Below are 19,878 nucleotides of genomic sequence, written 5' to 3' on the forward strand. Positions count from 1 at the left end.
CCATGCCGAACTCAGAAGTGAAACGCGGTAGCGCCGATGGTAGTGTGGCATTCGCCATGCGAGAGTAGGACACTGCCAGGCACCCAATTAAACAGCGATGTGAAGAATCACGTCACTGGCTGCGAGGATGACACCTCACTGACGCGGCAAACAATTTAGCGCAAGCTAACCGAATGCGGAGCGGTAGTTCAGTCGGTTAGAATACCGGCCTGTCACGCCGGGGGTCGCGGGTTCGAGTCCCGTCCGCTCCGCCACTAATTTGAAGGCCTTCCCTACTGGGAAGGCCTTTTTGCTATGGGTGGTTTTTGCCCAGTGGCTCACCGATTTACGCACAGGAACTAACACAAAACTCGCTCTCACGACCGGGCTTTTGTATTTTTAGTGCGTTATATCGCCAATGTCAGGCTTTTACCTGTCGGAAGAATGGCCAGATAGCCGATTATTCCCACCATTTTCTGGCTATATCCGAGCCCTATCAGTTTCATTCACAGCAATTTGAACGACTCTGCAGGTGGTCAACTCAGCCTTCTGCCGCTTGCCGACTACAGGGCGGTTCCATATTGACCACCCCCTCTTCCATTTGCACGTCGATCTTGAAGCCCTGCAGCTTGGCTGGGTTGGGAATACCGAGATTGCCGGATTAATCAGGTACCGTTCAAGCAAAGAGGCCTTCCCGACGGGAAGGCCTCTTTGCTTTATCTATCAACTGATTACCATCACTCGGTCGATTTATCAGGGCTTCTCTTTGTTGCCAATGCTCAGGCCGAGCTTGATGGAGAGGGCTGCCAGTAGCAGCAGCATCATGATCAGGGAGAAGAAGTTGCTGCCAAGCTCTGGGTATTGCACCTTGAGCAGCGCGGAGTGGCCGAAGACACCGATAAAGAAGCAGAGCAGGGTGCAGATGGGAGTGTTGCCCACCATGGGTTCATGGCGATAGTGCTGGAACAGCTGATAGGCCGCCAGCCAGAGGGCAATCAGCGGGAAGAAGGAGAAAGGCACGACCGAGTTGGTCAGCACGGCCAGAGAGGCATCGCCACAGATACCAATCAGCATGGCCATGACGAGCGGTTTTTTCGGGATCATAAGCTGTTCAGTCATATCGTTCTCCATCCTGTGGTCATGGGTGAGGTTCACGGCGCTTCTGGTTTTGTACCTCGGCGCCCATGGCGATCATCCGCAGTTGGCGAATTGTTCGGTCGGAGAGTGCACGGCACTCTTCGCTGGTCATGTCGAGTGCATCGGCACCGGCACTGAAGACGATGGTGACCATGGCTTCTGCCTGGATGTAGGCATCTTCCCGTGGTGCTTCTGTGGTGGCTTCCAGATAATCGGTCAGCTCTGCGATAAAGTGCTGGATTTCGCGAGCCACCGCCTGACGAAAGGCGGCCGAGGTGCCGGAGCGTTCCCGCAGCAGCAGCCGGAAGATGTTGGGGTTGTTCTCGACAAACTCCATAAAGGTTTGCACCGAGGTGCTGATGACACTGCCACCACCGGCAATGCGCTGGCGTGCCTGGCGCATCAGTTGGCGCAGGGTGAGACCTCCTTCGTCAACCAGGGTCAGGCCCAGTTCCTCCATATCGCGAAAGTGGCGATAGAAAGAGGTGGGCGCGATACCCGCTTCGCGAGCGACTTCCCGCAGGCTGAGATTGGAGAAACTCCGATTGGCGCACAGTTGGCTGAATGCAGCATCGATCAATGTACGCCGAGTTTTTTCTTTTTGTTGAGCGCGAATACCCACGAAATCAGTCACCTTCAGCTTAACGAGGACAAATGATAACCCGAAGGCGCCTCAGGATCAGGTTTGTATCCTACTTTTTTACCATTGACCGTGAGGAAATCACCATAGAAAATGGCTAACAGCTGTTCGCTGAAAGGATGCAATGAGATGGCCAGACCCCCCATTATTTTGACTAATACCCTTCTGTTTTCCCTCTCCGGGATAGTGGCGTTGATTGTCGTACCCTGGTACGGCATGAGCCACGGTTACGATCTCTGGCAGTGGGCCAGTTTCCTGTTGTTGTTCTGCCTTAGTGGTCTCTCCATCACCGCAGGCTATCACCGGCTCTGGTCGCACAAGGCCTACAAGGCGCACCTCGCTTTACAGTGGTTGTTTGCCATCGGCGGTGCGTTGGCGCTACAGAATTCGGCCCTGCACTGGTCGGCCGATCACCGCCGTCACCATCGTCATGTGGATGACAACGATAAAGACCCCTACAGCGCGGGGCGCGGTTTCTGCTATTCCCACATCGGCTGGATGCTGCGGGAGCATCAGGGAGATCGCTATGGCGATTACAGCAATGTGCGTGATCTGCAGAACAACCCGGTGGTCGCGTTTCAGCACCGTCACTATCTGACGCTGGCACTGGCGGCTAATCTGGGGCTGCCGCTGCTGCTCGGCCTGTGGCACGGGGATATGCTCGGCATGTTGCTGTTGGCGGGCGTGCTAAGAATGGTGATGACTCACCACACCACCTTCTTCATCAATTCGCTGGCCCACATCTGGGGCAGTCAGCCCTATACCGACCACAATACCGCTCGCGATAACGGCATCCTGGCTTTTTTCACCTTTGGCGAGGGGTACCACAACTTTCACCACCTGTTCGAGAATGACTACCGCAACGGCATTCACTGGTGGCAGTTCGATCCGACCAAGTGGTTGATCCGGCTCGCCTCCTGGTGCGGTCTGGCGGGGGATCTCAGATCCTCGCCGGAGGAGCGTATCGAGCAGGCCCGGCTGCAGATGCAGCTGAAACGGGCACAAGCCAAGTTGCGCAAGCAGGAAGATCGCGAACTGTGGCAGGCGCTGCTGCAGGAGGAGTACGACAAGCTGAGCCAGCAGTTGCAACACTATTACGCCAGTCGCAAGCGGCTGCTGGAGCTGCGCAAGCGCAAGGCGCTGGCGCGCTATGACCGCCTCAGGCTGCAACTAGAGTACCGGGCTCTGCGGGATGGCTTTATCGCAGGTAAACGCAACTGGAGTCGTTTGCTGGCAGGTATTGCATGATGCCGTCCGGTTATCACAGAGACTAAAAGAGAAGACCGCCTGCTGGCGGTCTTCTCTTTGGTATGCGTGTTAGAACGGACTAGTTGGCTTGGCTCTGCTGTTGCTGCAAATGATCCAGTGCCTGCTGCTCCTGCTGGCTGAGACCCAGTTGTTCACAGGCCTGCTCAAAGCTGATCCCCAAATGGCACATCATGATATCGATGGCGGGCAGATAATTCTTCATAGCTTCTTCCATGGTGATCCTCCAGACCCGTCACTTATGCCCTGAACCACTCGGGGCGGCAATTAGACTTTAGGCTTAGTCTGTCCATTTGATCAGCACCCCTGCCACTGGGGTAGGGAATTTGTTACCCTGCATCATGATAAAAACGGTTGCCGTATGACTGCGAGCAACAGGTGAGGAGCAGGGCATGTTATTGAGTTTCTTGATCATCGCTTCAGGTTGGTGGCACATCCGTGCTGCCTACGGTTCAGACAGCCGCCAGTTCTATATCAGCAAGCCGCTGACCATGCTGCTTATCATCGCGTTGGCGTTCGGCTACCAGAGTTATGACCACGATGGCTCACACGCCTGGATCCTGCTCGGCCTTTGTCTCTCGCTGGCGGGCGATGTGCTGCTGATGCTGCCAAGTGATCGCTTCATTCAGGGGTTGGCGGCATTTCTTGTCGCGCATCTCTGCTATATCGTCGGCTTTGCCCAGGGGCCGCTGTTGCTCAATCTGGTGGATGGTTTGCTGCTGTTGCTGATCGCCGGCATGGTATTCGGCCTGCTGTGGGGCAAGCTGGGGGAGATGCGGATCCCGGTCTTCTGCTACATGCTGGTGATCATCGGTATGGCCTGGGTGGCTGCCGGTGCCTGGCACGCCTCTCTCACTGCCGGTTCGGCCGCCGCTCTGGTTGGGGCACTGATGTTCCTCTTCTCCGACAGCATGCTGGCGCTCGATCGCTTCCGCCGCCCCTTTCCCCACGCTCGAGCTTGGGTGATGAGTAGCTACTTCGCGGCGCAATTCCTGATTGCGGGGTCGCTGGCGGGATAACGTCTTCTGGTTGAGTGCAGGTAACAGATAACGAAAAACGGGCATTGGCCCGTTTTTCGTTTTATGCCCGGCGTTTTTCACGCCTCTAGCGGTGCGGCATCCGCAGCCCGTGGGGCGGGGGATTTGAGCAACAGCATCAGTGCGCTGGCGATCAGCAGGAAGATCCCCATGATGTAGAACACCTGGTTGTAGGCCATGATGGCCGCTTCCCGGTCGATGGTATTGGCCAGCATGGCGTGGGCTTGCTGCTGGGCAATCTCGGGGCCTGAACCCTGCGCCATCATGCTCTGGGCCAGTTGCAGCAGATAGCTCTGCCCCTCGATACTGCTGGCGGCCAGAGTGCTGCCAATCTGCAGCACATGGGTGCGGGTATCGTTGTCGAGCATGGTCGCGATGATGGCGATACCGAACGCACCACCGAGGTTGCGCAGCACGTTGAGCAGGGTCGAGGAGGAGGGGATCTCGTCGTGGCTCAGGCTGGCGGTGGCGACCAGGGAGAGCGGCACCATGATGAAGGGCTGCCCCAGCGCCCGCACGATAAGCGACTGGATCAGCTGCGGCCCGGCGTAGTCGGCACTCATGTTGACGTTCATAAAGCAGCTGACGGCGAAGATCAGGAAGCCGAAACTCACCAGATAGCGCGGGTCTATCTTGTGGGTCAGCCTGGGTACCAGCGGTAGCACCAGCAGTTGCGGCAGCCCCATCCACATCAGTACCTCGCCGATTTCCAGCGCGTTGTAGTTGTGGATCTGGGTCATGTAGAGCGGCAACACATAGATAGATCCCATCAACGCCATGCCGAGGATCAGATAGGCGAAGCAGGCCAGCGCGAAGCGCGGGTTGTGCAGCAGCCGCAGATTGACCAGCGGGTGACGGCGGATCAGCTGGCTGATAACGAAGAACACCAGCGCCACCGCCGAGATGACCGCCAGTCGCACGATGAAGCTTGAGCCGAACCAGTCCTCCCGGTTGCCCTCTTCCAGTACCACCTCCAGCAAGCCGAGGCCAAGCGCCATGGTGACAATCCCGATGAGGTCTACCCGCTTGATCACGGCCCAGTCCACTGGTTTTTTATCAAGCCCGTGGGCCAGCATGGCCATCACCAGCAGTCCCGGTGGCACGTTGAGATAGAAGATGTAGTGCCACGACATCTGCTCGGTGAGCCAGCCGCCGAGGGTTGGGCCGATGGCGGGGGCGAAGGTGGCGCAAAGGCCAAACAGCGCCATGCCGGTGGCCCGCTTCTGTAACGGCAACAGGGTGACGATGAGAGAGAAGGCCATCGGGATCAGCGCCCCGCCGGTGAAGCCCTGCAGCGCCCGGAAGACGATCATGCTGGTGAGGTTCCAGCTGAACGAGCAGAGCACGGAGGCGGCGATAAACGCACCGGTGGTCCAGAGTAGGTAGCGGCGCACGCTCAGCCCCCGGCTCAGCCAGCCGCTCAGGGGGATGGCGATCATCTCCGCCACCAGATAGGAGGTGGAGATCCAGGAGCTTTCGCTCAGGGTGGCCGACAGGGCCCCCTGAATATCCTTCAGGGAGGCATTGGTGATCTGGATATCGAGGATGGCCATGAAGGCGCCGATAAGCCCCCCCATGACCGCGATCCAGTTGCGACGTGGAATGGGTTCCATCAGTTGGCAGCCACCACGGGATCAGGAGTGCGGGTATCCACGATCACTTCGGTCGAGAGACCCGGCAGCAGCTTGCCTGCCAGCGGGCCCGGCTCGGGGATGCGGATCTTCACCGGTACCCGCTGCACGATTTTGGTGAAGTTGCCGGTGGCATTCTCCGGTGGCAGCAGGGCGAACTTGGCGCCGGTGGCTGGGGCCAGGCTGTCGATGACCCCCTCGACCGGTTGATCCGGGTAGGCATCGAGCACCACTTCGACCTTCTGGCCCGGCTGCATATGGGCGAGCTGGGTCTCCTTGAAGTTAGCCTCGACCCACACCTGCTGCAGCGGCACCAGGCTGGCGACCTGCATGCCGGACTGGACGTAGAGTCCTTCCCGCAGGCTGCGCTTGCCGATGATGCCATCGGCCGGCGCCCGCAGCTCGGTATAACCTAGCTCCAGCTTGGCCTGCTCCAGTTGTGCTTCGCTCAATGCCAGCTTGGCCAGATTCTGTTTGCGCTCGGCATCCAGTACCAGCAGTCGTTCACGGGCCGCCTGCAGGGCGGCTTGGGCCTCCCGGGCTTGCGCCTGATTGACCTGCAGGCCGGCCCGCACCTCGTCCAGACTGTCTTGCGAGCTGTAGTGGCGCTGGTTGAGCTGACTGATCCGGTTGACCTGCTGGCTGGCGCGCAGCTGTTCGGCATTGGCGGAGGCGACCTTGGCCTCGGCCTGCTGGATCAGGCTCAGTTGTTGGGTGCGGGTGGCAGCCAGATTTTCGGCCGTCGCCTGATTGAGGCGCAGGTCGGCTTCCGCTTCCGCGACCCTGGTCTTGTATTCGCGATCATCGAGCCGGGCGATCAGCTGGCCCGCTTTGACCGGCTGGTTGTCGGTAACCAGTACTTCGCGGATATAGCCGGGCAGCTTGGAGCTGATCCCGGTCACTTCACTTTGCAGATAGGCGTTGTCGGTGCTTTCAAAATAGCGGCCGTGAAGATACCAGTAACCGGCGAACAGCAGACCGAGCAGCGCCAATATCATGGCTGCCAGCAGGGGAATTTTCTTGTGTTGACTCATTTTTGTGATTCCTGAACTTAAGGGGCGCAGGCTAACACTGGTCAACTGTTTCGATTAGTATTGGTTCACGAGATATACAGTTTCACTGGTGCAACAATGGATCTCAATGCCGCGTTAATTCTGGTGCGTATCGTCGACAAGGGCTCATTTACGGGGGCCGCCCGCGAGCTGGGGATGACCAAGGCGATGGTCAGCCGCCGCATCGCCGAACTGGAACAGCGGCTCGGAGTGCGTCTGCTCTATCGCTCCACCCGTCAGCTCACCTTGACCGAGGAGGGGGAGAAGTACTACCTGCACTGCAGCAAGGCGGTCGATGCCCTGACCGAAGCCGAGCTGATGCTGAGCGCCAGCCAGCAGGAGGTGACCGGCACCCTCAAACTGGCGGTGCCCATCGAGACGGGGCAACTGGTGGTCGGGCGCTTGGTCGCCAAGTTTTTGCAGGCCTATCCCGCCCTGCAGGTGGAGCTGGAGCTGACCAACCGGGTGGTGGATCCCATCAGCGAAGGGCTGGATGCGGTGGTGCGGATTGGCGACATGAGCGACTCCAATCTGGCGGCGCGCCGACTCTGGAGCACCGGGAGGCTGCTCTGTGCCAGCCCGGACTATCTGGCCCGCAGCCCGGTCATCGAGCGGCCGGAGGATCTGGCTAACCTCGAGCGGGTGACGGTGAGCAGCGGGTTTCTCGCCTCTCACTGGTGCTTCGAGCTGGATGGTAGAGAGGTGCTGGTTGACCCCCCATCCCGTTTTCGGGTCAATAATATTACCTGTGCCCGGGAGGCTGCGAAGGCGGGGCTGGGGTTGGCCTCGTTACCCGCTATGCTCTGTCAGGATGAGCTGGCCAGCGGCGAATTGGTGATCCTGCTGCCAGAGTGGCAGCAACCCAGGGTGCCGATTTATTTGCTGTTTCCGGAGCGGCAACTGATGCCGCGCAAGTTGCGGGCATTCATCGATTTCATGATTGAGAACGGCGCCGAGTTTGGCATCGACAAGTTGTTGTAAGGGGGAGCTATGGATAACTGGATCAATCTCTATCGCGCCTCACACACCCTGGAGGCGCACGCGTTGAAAGGGGCGCTGGAGGCGGAAGGGGTGCTGGTGCGCCTCAATGGCGAGGGGCTGTCTGGCGCCCTTGGCGAGCTGCCGGTCGACATGTTGCAGGTGACCCTGATGGTGCGGGCCGAGGATCGCAGCAAGGCAGGACGGGTCATCGAGCGTTACCAGCAGCGTCAGGGTAACGGCTGGCTGTGCGGCCAGTGCGGGGAGGAGAACGGCGCCAACTTCGATGTCTGCTGGCGCTGTCATCACGATCCCCACGACAGCTGATCTTTCTTCCGCTAGCGCGGCGGGAACTCGATATCTTCTCCTGCGCTGGCATCGTGATAGGTCGCCAGATCCAGTTCGTTTTCGCTGCGGGCGATTAGCACCGACACCAGAATATCCCCCGAAACATTGACCGTGGTGCGCGCCATGTCGAGGATCCGGTCAATGCCCGCAATCAGTGCCACCCCTTCCAGCGGCAAGCCCACCGCCGTCAGGGTCAGGGTCAGCAGCATCAATCCGGTGCCCGGGGTGCCTGCGGTGCCGATACTGGCCAGGGTGGCGATGCTGATGATGGTCAGATAATCGACCATGTGCAGATCCACCCCGAATGCCTGAGCCACGAACAGCGCAGTCACTCCCTGATAGAGGGCGGTGCCATCCATGTTGATGGTGGCGCCGATGGGCAGCACCTTGGCTGTGATGGCGGGAGAGACTCCCAGCCGCTTCTCGGCGCAGGCCAGACTGATGGGCAGGGTGGAGTTACTGGAGCTGCTGGTGAAGGCCACCGCCTGAGCGTCAACGATGCTCTTGAAGTAGTGCAGCGGATTGAGCCGTGCCAGCAGGAGCAGCAGGGTGCTGTAGACCCCGAGCACGTGCAGCAGGCAGCCGAGGTAGACGGCGCCGATCACCTTGAGCAGCGGCAGCAGCAGGTCGAGACCGTACTTGCCGGTCATCCAGGCCATCAGGGCGCAGACACCGTAAGGGGCGAGCGCCATCACCATCTGGGTCAGTTTGAACATCCCCTCGGCCAGCGATGTGAAGAAGAGGATGGCGGGACGGCCACGGCGACCGCTGGCATTGAGGGCGACCGCCAGCGCCACCGCAAAGACGATCACTTGCAGGATCTTGCCATCCACCATCGCCTGTACCGGGTTGCTCGGTACCAGATGGCTCAGCACGCTGGCCAGGGTGGGTGGTTCCGACATACCGACCCGATCATAGGGGCCCATGTCGGCACCCATGCCGGGTTCCAGCAGCCAGCCCATCATCAGGCCGATGCAGATGGCGATGGCGGTCGAACAGAAGTAGAGGCAGATCGCCTTGCTGCCGATGCGATCGAGGGCCTTGCCCTTGAGCAGCGAGGTGAGACCGGCGATGACCGAGCAGAAAATGAGGGGCACCATCAGCATCTGGATGGTGTTGACGAACAGGACGCCAAGGGGCTTGAGCAACAGGGCTTGCTCTTCAAAGCCGACGCCCAGACCCACCCCTGTCAGCATGCCGATCAGGGTCTTGAGCCAGAGTGGTCGGCGGGTCCAGATCTGCCAGGGCTTGAGAGCCTCTCCATGGAACAGCATGACGCCAATATCCTTATACATTGTCTGCGATGGCCAAAAAGGGGCGCCAGTGTAGCGATCCCTGACGCGGGTTGCCACATTATCGACAAAGCGGTGGCGGTGACCACTCCCCTGACCAGGAAATGCGCAATTTATTGGCCTATATCAAGATCCCTCCGGACGGGGAGATATTTAATTGGCATTAAATATGTTCATTATTGAGGTGAGAGATGTCGCAATCGGTTCATGGTCACGAAGTGATGGAGATGATGTTGGCACAAGGGGGGCAATTTACCCGTGCCAGCCTGAAACAGGCGATGGCCGAGCGGTTCGGTGCCGAGGCCCGTTTTCATACCTGCAGCGCCAGCGAGATGGATGCGGAAGCGCTGATCGACTTTCTGGCTGCTCGCGGCAAATTCATCGACTCGGCCGAGGGTTTCCAGACCCGTGCCGACAAGATCTGCAACCACGGTTAATCCCGCTGCGAGCGCATCATGGCGCTCGCTCAATTCTTCGCCCTTTGCTATATTTCGCCCCCTCTCTTTTCCCTATTCAGGGCGTAGCCCGGGCGTTGTATGGATACTTTCTCTGCCGCAGTCATGCTGTTTCTGATCATGGACCCGCTGGGCAACCTGCCGGTCTTCCTCTCTATCCTGCGTCATATCGATCCCAAGCGCCGCCGCAAGGTGATGGTGCGCGAGCTGCTCTTCTCGCTGGCCATCATGATGCTGTTCCTGTTCGTCGGTCAGCAGATCCTCGGTTTCCTCAACCTGCGGCAGGAGGCGGTCAGCATTGCTGGGGGCATTATCCTGTTCCTGATCGCCATCAAGATGATCTTCCCGAGTGAGGGGGGCGTGACCGGGCTGGCGGCGGGCGAGGAGCCCTTCCTGGTGCCGATGGCGATCCCGATGATCGCCGGTCCTTCTATCTTGGCTTCTTTGATGCTGCTGGCCAATCAGGAGCCGGCCCGGATGGTGGACTGGTCGCTGGCGCTCTTTATGGCCTGGGCCGCCAGCGCGGTGATCCTGATGTTCTACGAGGTATTCAACAAGCTGCTGGGTGAGCGGGGACTCACTGCGGTGGAGCGGTTGATGGGCATGCTGCTGGTGATGATCTCGGTTCAGATGTTGCTGGACGGGGTACATCACTATCTGGCGGTGACCGGTCAGGGCTGACCGGTTTACATACCGAAATAAATGAAACGGGGCTACGCAGAGCCCCGTTCTTTTTTTCCTGCCGAGAGGGCGTGCCGTCACCCGTGAGTGGTCGCAGCGGGTTCCAGTTTGCTCATGATGAGGGAGAGCAACAATTCCCGCAGCCAGCGGTGGCCCGGATCCTCGCTGTGACGCTGATGCCAGATGAGCAGATGGGAGATGCTGTCCAACCCGATGGGCAGCGGCAACTGCAACAGCGGATAGACCTGGGTGGCGTGGCGGGCGTAGAGCCTGGAGAGGGTCACTATCATGTCGGAGTGCATCCCCATCCGCAGCGCCGCCTCGAAGGAGGGCACGGTTGCCTCGATACGCCGGTAGAGATCCTGCTCCGCCAGCTTGTGATCCAGCATCCAGCGGTCCCGTCCCTCGCAGTAAGTCTGCACATGGGGATAACTGAGGTAGTGCTCCAGATTCCAGTTGGGCTCTCGCAGCGCGGGGTGGTGCTGCTGCACCAGACAGGTGAGATCATCGACCGCCAGCACTCGCTGACAGATGCTGTCGGGCAGGGTATCGAGCCGATAATCGGAGCTGATGCAGTTCTCCCGCACCGCGAAGGCGATGTCCACCTGTCCCTGACTCATCTCGGTCAGACTGTTCTCGGTCCACTCCTCGTAACGCAAGCGGATCCTTGGTGCCTGCCGCTTCAGCTCGCTCAGGTAGAGCGGGGCAAACAGGGTGAAGGCGCTGTCCATGCTGGCGATGACGAACTCCCGCTCCGAGCTGGCGGGGTCGAACTCGGGCGGCTGGATCAGGTTATCCAGCGACAGCAGGATGGGTTGCAACTGCTGTTGCAGAGCAAGGGCGCGGCCGGTGGGTTCCAGCCCGTAGGCAGAGCGGATGAAGAGGGGATCATTGAAGGTATCGCGCAGACGGCCGAGGGCTTTGCTGACGGCGGACTGGCTCAGATGAAGGCGGCGTGCCGCCTTGCTGCCGTTGCGCTCCTCCAGCAGCACCTGCAGGATAATCAGCAAATTGAGGTCGATGCGACCCAGTTGTTCCAGCAGCATGATATGAATCCTCTTCAATTCTAAGATGAATTTATACCATTTGTTTTCATATCTTGGCGATCTTATCCTCGAATGGTCTCAGGTTCGCATGAACCACTGGTACAGGATGTAGCGGTTGAGGGGACATGTAGCACAATCAATATGGCGACCTTTGGGTCGCCCTATTTTTTGGCTATGATTTATTTGCTCACTTGCACCTGCCTTGATTTTGCCCAACAATCCCTGCGCTCTATTTTGATACAAGTAACAGATATCTCTTTGTGAGGGAGCATCCCTATGGGACTCGGTGGAATTCATATCTGGCATATGTTGATCCTCTTGCTGGTCGTTGTGCTGGTCTTCGGCAGCAAGCGTCTTGCCAGTGCAGGTGAGGATCTGGGTACCGCCATCAAAGATTTTCGCAAGGCGATGCGTGACGACGCAAATCATCCGAAATAAGCAGTAGGAGTAGAAAATGTCTGTAGACGAGAAAGTTGAACTGAACGAAACCTGTGACAGCTGCGGCTGTTTTGCCGAGATCGGCACTATCATCGGCGAAGGCGACGATGTGATGGATCTGGTGATTGAAGCCGCTGCCGAGGCTGATGCCCGCGCCAAGCTGGCTGCCTATGAAGCACTGGCCAAACAGGTCACTGCCGAAGCTCAAGTGAGCAGCGAACTGACCCAGGGCGCCAACGGCGTGATCCTGAAAGCCCGCCTGCAATTCACCTGCACTGCTGAAAAACTGATTTTCGAAATGCGGGCCCGCTCTATCTGAGTTGTCTGATAACGCGGCAGGTTTGCCTGCCGTGTTGACCCTTCTGCTGTGGGTCGGCGTTCTATAGTTACTCTATCCCACAGACGTTTTTGCCCGGCGCGAGTCGGCCAACAGAAGGCGTAAACATCATGACGCAGCGATGGATCTCTGCCCCCAATCCCACCCTCTATCGTGATCCGTGCTGCCAACAGGCAGCAGGTGTGACGTCAGCACAGGGGCAGCCATCGTGATGCGACGCTGGATCTGGGCTCTGCTGGCCCTCTGCTGTTTTCCCCTGCTCGCGGCTGAACTCAAGCCACAGCGTCTGCCCCAACCCGGTGACCTCGAAAGCATTCTGCAAAAGCACGAACTCAGGGCTCTGGTGGTCTATGAGCGCGGCTTCTACTTTCTCGATCGCGGCGCCCAGTACGGCATTCTGGTCAATCAGCTGCAAGGGTTCGAGCGCTGGCTGAACAAGACCTATCTCGCCAAAGAGAAGGTCAAACTCAAGGTGGTCTACATCCCGGTGCGGCAGGACAAGCTGCTGGACTATCTGACCGAGGGGCGCGGCGATCTGGTGGCGGCGACCATGACGGTGACCCCGACCCGGCGTGAACAGGTGGCCTTCTCCCGGCCGCTCATCTCTTCCATCGAGGAGTGGGTGGTGAGCCAGCAGAGCCTGCCCGCCTTCAGCCGCATTACCCAGCTCTCCGGCAGGCGGGTCTGGGTGCGCGCCAGCTCCAGCTACTACGAGAGTCTGCGCCAGCTCAACTGGCTGTTTCGCGAATTGGGGCTGCCCCCCGTCTATATCGAGACGGTGCCCGAATACCTGCAGGATGGCGATCTGCTGGAGATGGTGGCCGCTGGCATTATTCCCCTGACGGTGACCGACAGCTACAAGGGGCGGATCTGGCTGGGTGGCATGATCTCCGGCCTCAAGGCCCACAAGCTGATCCCCCTGCGCAGCAACGGCACCAGTGCCTGGGCGCTGCGCAAGAACAGCCCCGAGCTGCTCAAGGCGGTCAATGGCTATCTGGCGAGTGTCAGCCGCAACAGCCTTTACAGTGACATGACCCTGCGCCGGTTGCTGGTTCGCAGCGATCAGATGAGCAATATCCTGGCGCCGGATCCTATGGGGCGCCTCGCGACCATTCGCAAGGTGTTGGAGAAGTACGCCAATCAATACGATCTCGACTGGCTGATGCTGGCGGCGCTTGGCTACAAGGAGTCCGGCCTCAATCCCAAGGCGCGCTCGCCCAAGGGGGCCGTGGGCCTCATGCAGTTGCTGCCCAGTACGGGGCGGGAAGTCGGCATCAACGGCGCCAGACTCACCACGCTGGAGGGAAATGTGGAGGCCGCCTGCCGCTACATGCGGTTGATCCTCGATACCTACTTCAATGATCCCAAGCTGGATCGGCTCAACCGCCACCTGTTTGCCCTCGCCGCCTACAACGCCGGGCCAAACCGGGTGCAGGCGCTGCGAGGCAAGGCGGAGAAGTTGGGGCTCGATCCCAACGTCTGGTTCGGCAACGTGGATCAGCTGGTGGCCAACGAAGTCGGACAGGGGCCGATCAACTATGTCGGCACTATCTACAAGTACTACGTGGCCTATCGTTTCAGCCTGCCCCAGATCGAGGGCAAGGCTGCCGCTATCGAAGCGGCTCAGCCCTGAGCCGGTTGACCGGCAGGGTCGCCTGCACGGTCGGCAATTGCCAGCCACCGTCCCTGTGTTGCAAAAACCAGTGGGCGGGGCCGGTGGCCGGGATGAGATCTGGCTGGCTGAGCTGGCCCAGATAGCGCAACATCGGGGTATCATGCAGTTCCATCAGCAACTCCTTTTGAATATGTGAAGAGGCTCGCCAGCGTTATGACACCCGGCCATGACAGCAGGATGACACCATGATCCCCGGATCCTTTGCCCTGATCGATGATCCTCGGTTGGCACTCAAGGTGCGCTGCCACTGGATCCGCCATGCCCGCGAGCGGATCCAGGCGCAGTACTACAGCTGGGAGGAGGACAGTAGCGGCAAGTTGCTGCTGAGCGAGCTGCTCCACGCCGCCCGGCGTGGCGTCAAGGTACAGCTGCTGGTGGATGATCTCTATGCCGGTGACAACCGCTTTCTGGAGATGGTGGCTCACTACCCGGGGATCGAGGTGCGGCTGTTCAACCCCTTCTGGCTGCGTGGCTGGCGCCCGCTGGCACTGCTGCTGGAGGGGCTGCTCAGCTTTCGCCGCATCAACCACCGGATGCACAACAAACTGCTGCTGGTGGATGGCAAGCTGGCGCTGATTGGCGGGCGCAACATCGGCGATCGCTACTTCGGTCTGGATCCGCAAGCTCCCTTCGTGGATCTCGATCTCGCCTGTCAGGGGGGGCTGTGCCAGCAGATGGCGCAGGGGTTCGAGCAGTTCTGGCACAGCCGCTGGAGTCACCCCATCCGCCATCTGCTGCGCCGCGAGCTGCTGCCCGCCGAAATAGAGGTGGTCAACGACTTCCTGTTCACCATGACGGATCCGGCGGTAGCGACGGTCTACGATCTGCCCGCGGCGCTGTTTGACGAGAGCGATGTGCCGCTGCAATGGCATGAGGGGCGGGCCGAGGTGTGGTTCGACCGTCCCGGCAAGGGCCTTATATCCCGTCCCACCACTGCCCGTCAGCTCTGGCGCCAGCTGGCTGACAATCCCGGCTCGCTGGGGTTGGTGACCCCTTACCTCATCCTTACTCGCGGGTTCCGGCACCGTCTGGCGCGGCTGCGCCAGCAGGGGGTCGCCATCGACATTCTCACCAACTCGCTGGCCAGCACAGATGTGCCGCTGGTCTATGGCGCCTACCAACGTTATCTAGGCTGGTTGCTGCGGCGCGGGATCCGGGTCGCCGAGTTTAACCATGGCCACGGCAGCCTGCACGCCAAGCTGATCCTGCTGGGAGAGGAGCGGGCGCTGTTTGGCAGCCTCAACCTTGATCCCCGCTCGCTGTTTCTCAATACCGAACTGATGCTGCATTTGCATTGCCCGCCGATCTGCGAGGCGCTGCGAATGTGGCTGGCTCGCTGGCAGGAGCAGGCCGGTGGATTGCCGCGCAAACCCGAAGGGTGGTCAAGGCGGCTGATAGCCCGCCTGAGCGACTGGTTGCCACTGCGCCGTTGGCTGTAAGGTGGCACATTTTTTGTGCGAGATCTCGCAAAGCCTTGTAAGCCATTGCTGATACCCTTTGCGGGTGAATAACCACGCATGAATCTATCTTGCTGTTTTATAACGATTTAGTGGTGATGATAAGGCTGTTTTTTGTACTCTGATGTGAATGGAATGGGCATAAAAACGTTTTTTATTTTGTTTTTATGCGTAATATTTCAGTTGCAAGGACAAACACGGCGGCTTGTCTGCCGTGTGGACGAAGGTCGTAACGGGTTGCTGGCCAGTTGCATCGCTGCAATTGGCGCTCACTTCAGATGGGTCGCGAACTATCGGGAAGTGAAACAGAGACCCGGCGTGGCCGGACTCCAATATGGAACATGCTATTTGCGAGGGGGTGACATGGACATGTCACCCCACTTTTTTGGCCGCTCGCCACCGTTTACCTTTTTCCATGACTGTTGCTCATCGCAAGAGCCGCAGAGGGCAAGGCAATAAAAAGAGGGCCGCAATAGCGGCCCTCGGTCTCATCTGCCCGGTGGGTTAACCGGCCTTGACGCTGCGGCGACGCTGCAGCCAGACGATCGCCCCGAACAGCAGGAAGCCCGGGATCCACATCCACTCCTTGGTCCAGCGCTCGGTCGGCGCCTTGACGGTGAGGATCTCCTGATCGAACTCCAGTCCCATGGTGGCGGCCGGGCTGCCAAAGGCGACGTTGTCGATCAGCGTCTTGCCATCCTGCTCATAGAGGCTCAGCCCCAGATTGGCCAGCCGCTCTTCGCCATTTGCCCCATCCGGTACGGCGACCAGCAGGGTGAACTTGCGTGGCTTGCCCACGGCATCTTCACCGAGGATCCGCAGCCGCAGGGTGCTCTCCGCCTCCACTTCACCCATGGTTTGGGCCAGCTGGGCAGGCGGGGTCTCGCGATAGGGGTCGTGCACCATGTCCATCCAGAAACCCGGGCGGAACAGGGTAAAGGCGACCAGCAACAGCAGCACGCTCTCGTACCAGCGGCTCTTCACCAGGAACCAGCCCTGGGTGGCGGCGGCGAAGATCAGCATGGCGATGGTCGCCACGATGAAGATCAGCACCCCGTGGGCGAAGTCCACATCGATCAGCAGCAGATCGGTGTTGAAGATAAACAGGAACGGCAGCGCCGCGGTACGCAGGCTGTAGTAAAACGCCGTGATCCCGGTCTTGATGGGATCGCCCTTGGAGACAGCCGCTGCCGCGAAGGAGGCCAGCCCCACCGGCGGCGTCACATCCGCCATGATGCCGAAGTAGAAGACGAACAGGTGCACCGCGATCAGCGGCACGATCAGCCCGTTTTGCTGCCCCAGCGTCACCACAACTGGCGCCAGCAGGCTGGAGACGACGATGTAGTTGGCAGTGGTCGGCAGCCCCATGCCGAGGATCAGGCTCAGCAGGGCGGTGAGCAGCAGCATCAGCAGCAGGTTGCCCATGGAGAGGAACTCCACCAGATCCGCCAGCACCAGACCGACCCCGGTCTGGGAGACCGCACCCACGATAATCCCCGCGGTGGCGGTGGCAATGCCGATACCGATCATGTTGCGGGCACCGGCAACCAGCCCTTCCCGCAGATCCACCACGCCATCAGCGACGGTGCCGTAGTCGTGCTTGCCGTCCTTGCGCAGCCAGTTGAGCAGCGGGCGCTGGGTCAGCAGGATGATCACCAGCATCACGGTACCCCAGAAGGCCGACAGCCCCGGCGAGAGGCGTTCCACCATCAGGCACCATACCAGTACCACCACCGGTAGCAGGAAGTGCAGGCCGGAGAGCAGCACGGCGCGGGTGTTGGGCAGCTCGGTGAGCGGCTTGTCGGGATCTTCGGCAGGCAGCGGTTCATTGCTGGCGGCGATCTTCAACAGGGCCACATAGGTGGCAGCCAGCAGTACCGAGATCCCCGGCAGAGCGTAGTCACCCAGTGCAGGTTTGAGCCAGCCGAGGCCATAGTAGACCGCCAGTGACAGGCCGCTGATGAGGGCCGCGCCAAAGGCAAAGCCGGTCAGGCGACGCAGCCAGGGTTTGGGTTGATGGTTGCCGATGGGCTGCATGCCCAGTTTCAGCGCCTCCAGATGGACGATGTAGAGCAGCGCTATGTAGGAGATGGCGGCAGGCAGGAAGGCGTGCTTGATGATCTCCACATAGGGGATACCCACGTATTCGACCATCAGGAAAGCCGCAGCCCCCATCACCGGCGGCATGATCTGGCCGTTGACCGAGGAGGCCACTTCCACTGCCCCCGCTTTCTCTGAACTGAAGCCCACCTTCTTCATCATCGGGATGGTGAAGGTGCCGGTGGTCACCACGTTGGCAATTGACGAGCCGGAAATCAGACCGGTGAGGCCGGAGGCGACCACTGCTGCCTTGGCTGGGCCGCCGCGCAGGTGACCGAGCAGGCTGAAGGCGAGCTGGATAAAGTAGTGACCGGCGCCGGCCCGCTCCAGTAGGGCGCCGAACAGCACGAACAGAAACACGAAGCTGGTGGAGACGCCAAGGGCGATGCCGAACACCCCTTCGGTGGTGATCCACTGGTGGTTGGCCAGCGCGGTGAAACCTACCCCGCGGTGTGCCAGCAGTCCCGGCATCCAGGGGCCCGCCAGGCTGTAAACCAGAAAGACGATGGCGATGACCGCCAGTGCCGGCCCCAGGGCGCGGCGAGCCGCTTCCAGCAGCAGCGGAATGCCGATGCAGGCGGTCACCAGATCGGCGGTGGTGAGGGTGCCGGGACGCAGCGCCAGTGCTTCATACATCACGAACAGGTAAGACGCGGCGCCTGCAGCGATCAGACCGAGGGCGATATCACCGAGGGGGACCCGATCCCGCGGCGAGGAGCGAAATGCCGGGAACACCAGAAAAGCCAGCAACAGGGCAAAGGTGAGGTGAATGGAGCGGGTTTCGGTGTCATTGAGTACGCCAAACCCCACCATGAAGGGGAGTGGCGAGGCGATCCAGAGCTGGAACAGGGACCAGGCCAGCGCCAGCGCTGTGATGAGCCAGCCCATGATGCCCAGCGGCAGGCGAGCGCCCACATCTTGAGCGATCAGTTCCTCGGTAGAGAGTTGTTTATCTTGCATAGGGTTAACTTGTGCCAACGAGTACAACAAGAGCGACACCCGCCCCCGCAATCAGGCGGCAGACGGGTGTCGAAGAGAGTGACAAAGGCCCCGGGGCCTTCAATCAGAGCCAGCCGCGCTCTTTGTAGTAGCGGGCAGCCCCTTCATGCAGCGGTGCAGAGAGACCTACCTTGATCATGTCGGCCTCTTTCAGGTCGGCAAAGGCAGGGTGCAGGCGCTTGAAGCGATCCAGGTTGTCGAACACCGACTTGACCAGCTGATAGACCACTTCCGGATCGGTTTTGGCGCTGGTGGAGAGCACCGCTTTGCCACCGATGGAGGGGGTCGGCTTGTCGCTGCCCTTGTAGATGCCGCCCGGGATCTCGGCCTTGCTGTAGTAGCTCTTCTCGGCCAGCAGCTTGTCGATGTCGGCGCCGGTCACAGGTACCAGTACTGCATCTGTGGTGGTGGAGGCTTCCTGAATGGCACCGTTCGGGTGACCGACGAAGTAGCTCATGGCGTCGATGTTGTTGTCACCGAGGGCGGAGGCCTGTTCGGCCGGTTTCAGCTCGGAGACCAGACCGAAGTCACCCTTCTTCCAGCCTTTGACCGCCATGATCTCTTCCATGGTGTCACGCTGGCCGGAGCCCGGGTTGCCGATGTTGACGCGCTTGCCTTTCAGGTCGTCGAAGCTGGCGATCTTGGCATCGCGGCGAGCCAGGATGGTGAACACCTCGCTCTGCAGGGAGAAGACGGCGCGCATGTCGTCCATGGCCCCTTCGGCCTGGAACGGTGGCAGTCCCTTCATCGCCTTGAACTGGTGGTCGGATTGCATGATGCCGAAGTTGAATTCACCGCTGCGGATGCCGTTGACGTTGGCAACACCACCGCCACTTGCCGGGGCGTTGCACTTGATCTGGTGATCGGCGGCGCCGCGATTGAGGAAGCGGCAGATGGACTGGCCAGCGACATAGTAGACGCCGGTCTGACCGCCGGTGCCTATGGTCACGAAGCGCTCCTGCGCTTGTACCGGACCACCGAACGAGACACCGACCAGAGCCGCCGACAGGGCGCATGCCAAAGTTAATCCTTTCATTTTTTCTCCCTTTTCTTTGATTTTGTTTATCCGATCCCCGGATAAATTGATGGCAATCCCGTTCTGCGCCGGGCTTGCCCGCTCTTCTCGTTGCGCGAAAGCGGGGGGGTGATTCCCCCCTTTTCCGGCAGTCACCCTCATCCTGTGGTGAGGCTACCGACCTCCTGTCGGTCGAAGATAAATTGGCCCCTGAGGGGCCAAATAAAAAGTTGCAAGCACTCCGATTAAGCACATTCACCCAACATAAATCAAACGAAATGGCAAAATAGCGGAGTTAAATCTTGAGAAACATGA

At 59.9% G+C, this 19,878-nt stretch carries 20 protein-coding genes and 1 tRNA gene; 11 read left to right on the plus strand and 10 right to left on the minus strand.

Features of this window, described 5'->3' with window-relative positions:
* Positions 1 to 177 precede the first annotated feature (177 nt).
* Positions 178 to 254 (plus strand) — tRNA-Asp (locus tag AB5Y86_RS08340).
* A 478-nt stretch (positions 255 to 732) separates the two neighbouring features.
* On the opposite strand, the gene AB5Y86_RS08345 is transcribed toward AB5Y86_RS08340, so the two are convergent.
* Together AB5Y86_RS08345 and fabR are read right to left on the minus strand one after the other, a co-directional pair.
* Entirely contained in the window at positions 733 to 1,098 is a 366-nt protein-coding gene (locus tag AB5Y86_RS08345) for a YijD family membrane protein (protein ID WP_368192573.1), read from the minus strand.
* Between the two features lie 19 nt (positions 1,099 to 1,117).
* Complete coding sequence (gene fabR / locus AB5Y86_RS08350) at positions 1,118 to 1,738, minus strand: HTH-type transcriptional repressor FabR (RefSeq protein WP_005339921.1); 621 nt, start codon at positions 1,736 to 1,738, stop codon at positions 1,118 to 1,120.
* 147 nt (positions 1,739 to 1,885) lie between these two features.
* Here fabR and AB5Y86_RS08355 point away from each other — a divergent pair, with 147 nt between their 5' ends.
* Positions 1,886 to 3,004 (plus strand): fatty acid desaturase, encoded by a 1,119-nt coding sequence (locus AB5Y86_RS08355; RefSeq protein WP_368192575.1) that lies wholly within the window; start codon positions 1,886 to 1,888, stop codon positions 3,002 to 3,004.
* A 79-nt stretch (positions 3,005 to 3,083) separates the two neighbouring features.
* Here the strand turns inward: AB5Y86_RS08355 and AB5Y86_RS08360 are convergent, their stop codons facing one another.
* On the minus strand, positions 3,084 to 3,239 hold the full coding sequence (locus AB5Y86_RS08360; protein WP_368192577.1) for a hypothetical protein: 156 nt from the start codon (positions 3,237 to 3,239) through the stop codon (positions 3,084 to 3,086).
* Positions 3,240 to 3,414: 175 nt separating this feature from the next.
* Between AB5Y86_RS08360 and AB5Y86_RS08365 the strand changes: the two genes are divergently transcribed.
* On the plus strand, positions 3,415 to 4,041 hold the full coding sequence (locus AB5Y86_RS08365) for a lysoplasmalogenase (RefSeq protein WP_005348507.1): 627 nt from the start codon (positions 3,415 to 3,417) through the stop codon (positions 4,039 to 4,041).
* 77 nt (positions 4,042 to 4,118) lie between these two features.
* On the opposite strand, the gene AB5Y86_RS08370 is transcribed toward AB5Y86_RS08365, so the two are convergent.
* Complete coding sequence (locus tag AB5Y86_RS08370) at positions 4,119 to 5,672, minus strand: DHA2 family efflux MFS transporter permease subunit (RefSeq protein ID WP_368192579.1); 1,554 nt, start codon at positions 5,670 to 5,672, stop codon at positions 4,119 to 4,121.
* On the minus strand, positions 5,672 to 6,724 hold the full coding sequence (locus AB5Y86_RS08375) for an HlyD family secretion protein (protein ID WP_368192580.1): 1,053 nt from the start codon (positions 6,722 to 6,724) through the stop codon (positions 5,672 to 5,674). The genes AB5Y86_RS08370 and AB5Y86_RS08375 overlap by 1 nt, the downstream gene beginning before the upstream one ends.
* A 96-nt stretch (positions 6,725 to 6,820) precedes the next feature.
* Between AB5Y86_RS08375 and AB5Y86_RS08380 the strand changes: the two genes are divergently transcribed.
* Both AB5Y86_RS08380 and AB5Y86_RS08385 read left to right on the plus strand, forming a co-directional pair.
* A complete protein-coding gene (locus AB5Y86_RS08380) occupies positions 6,821 to 7,723 on the plus strand; it encodes a LysR family transcriptional regulator (protein WP_157161571.1) in 903 nt (300 codons plus the stop codon).
* Between the two features lie 9 nt (positions 7,724 to 7,732).
* Positions 7,733 to 8,047 carry a DUF2007 domain-containing protein gene (locus tag AB5Y86_RS08385; RefSeq protein WP_005339933.1) on the plus strand — a complete coding sequence of 105 codons (315 nt, stop codon included), beginning with the start codon at positions 7,733 to 7,735 and terminating at the stop codon, positions 8,045 to 8,047.
* An 11-nt stretch (positions 8,048 to 8,058) separates the two neighbouring features.
* Here the strand turns inward: AB5Y86_RS08385 and AB5Y86_RS08390 are convergent, their stop codons facing one another.
* Positions 8,059 to 9,342, minus strand: coding sequence for a dicarboxylate/amino acid:cation symporter (locus AB5Y86_RS08390; protein ID WP_216954768.1), 1,284 nt, complete (start codon positions 9,340 to 9,342; stop codon positions 8,059 to 8,061).
* A gap of 209 nt (positions 9,343 to 9,551) precedes the next feature.
* Here AB5Y86_RS08390 and AB5Y86_RS08395 point away from each other — a divergent pair, with 209 nt between their 5' ends.
* On the plus strand, positions 9,552 to 9,797 hold the full coding sequence (locus tag AB5Y86_RS08395; protein ID WP_005357633.1) for a YecH family metal-binding protein: 246 nt from the start codon (positions 9,552 to 9,554) through the stop codon (positions 9,795 to 9,797).
* A gap of 99 nt (positions 9,798 to 9,896) precedes the next feature.
* Positions 9,897 to 10,496 carry a YhgN family NAAT transporter gene (locus AB5Y86_RS08400; RefSeq protein ID WP_041202392.1) on the plus strand — a complete coding sequence of 200 codons (600 nt, stop codon included), beginning with the start codon at positions 9,897 to 9,899 and terminating at the stop codon, positions 10,494 to 10,496.
* Positions 10,497 to 10,573: 77 nt separating this feature from the next.
* Here the strand turns inward: AB5Y86_RS08400 and AB5Y86_RS08405 are convergent, their stop codons facing one another.
* Positions 10,574 to 11,542: a LysR family transcriptional regulator gene (locus tag AB5Y86_RS08405; protein WP_005357635.1), complete on the minus strand. Its 969-nt coding sequence runs from the start codon at positions 11,540 to 11,542 to the stop codon at positions 10,574 to 10,576.
* Between the two features lie 276 nt (positions 11,543 to 11,818).
* Here AB5Y86_RS08405 and tatA point away from each other — a divergent pair, with 276 nt between their 5' ends.
* From tatA to AB5Y86_RS08420, 3 genes are all read left to right on the plus strand, one after another.
* Entirely contained in the window at positions 11,819 to 11,980 is a 162-nt protein-coding gene (gene tatA, locus AB5Y86_RS08410) for a twin-arginine translocase TatA/TatE family subunit (protein ID WP_005339944.1), read from the plus strand.
* A 16-nt stretch (positions 11,981 to 11,996) separates the two neighbouring features.
* A complete protein-coding gene (locus AB5Y86_RS08415) occupies positions 11,997 to 12,299 on the plus strand; it encodes a YfcZ/YiiS family protein (RefSeq protein WP_005339945.1) in 303 nt (100 codons plus the stop codon).
* 229 nt (positions 12,300 to 12,528) lie between these two features.
* Entirely contained in the window at positions 12,529 to 13,950 is a 1,422-nt protein-coding gene (locus AB5Y86_RS08420; RefSeq protein ID WP_368192581.1) for a transporter substrate-binding domain-containing protein, read from the plus strand.
* Here AB5Y86_RS08420 and AB5Y86_RS08425 read toward each other — a convergent pair.
* Positions 13,928 to 14,104: a hypothetical protein gene (locus AB5Y86_RS08425; RefSeq protein WP_005339947.1), complete on the minus strand. Its 177-nt coding sequence runs from the start codon at positions 14,102 to 14,104 to the stop codon at positions 13,928 to 13,930. The two genes, AB5Y86_RS08420 and AB5Y86_RS08425, sit on opposite strands and share 23 nt — an antisense overlap.
* Positions 14,105 to 14,177: 73 nt before the next feature.
* Here AB5Y86_RS08425 and AB5Y86_RS08430 point away from each other — a divergent pair, with 73 nt between their 5' ends.
* Positions 14,178 to 15,431 (plus strand): phosphatidylserine/phosphatidylglycerophosphate/cardiolipin synthase family protein, encoded by a 1,254-nt coding sequence (locus AB5Y86_RS08430; protein ID WP_368192582.1) that lies wholly within the window; start codon positions 14,178 to 14,180, stop codon positions 15,429 to 15,431.
* A 522-nt stretch (positions 15,432 to 15,953) separates the two neighbouring features.
* Here AB5Y86_RS08430 and AB5Y86_RS08435 read toward each other — a convergent pair.
* Positions 15,954 to 18,509, minus strand: coding sequence for a TRAP transporter permease (locus AB5Y86_RS08435; RefSeq protein ID WP_047434608.1), 2,556 nt, complete (start codon positions 18,507 to 18,509; stop codon positions 15,954 to 15,956).
* A gap of 103 nt (positions 18,510 to 18,612) precedes the next feature.
* Positions 18,613 to 19,584: a TAXI family TRAP transporter solute-binding subunit gene (locus AB5Y86_RS08440; RefSeq protein WP_005339950.1), complete on the minus strand. Its 972-nt coding sequence runs from the start codon at positions 19,582 to 19,584 to the stop codon at positions 18,613 to 18,615.
* Between the last annotated feature and the right edge of the window lie 294 nt (positions 19,585 to 19,878).

Origin of the sequence: Aeromonas sp. s8 (genome assembly GCF_040907785.1) — a bacterium.
Classification (GTDB): domain Bacteria; phylum Pseudomonadota; class Gammaproteobacteria; order Enterobacterales; family Aeromonadaceae; genus Aeromonas; species Aeromonas veronii.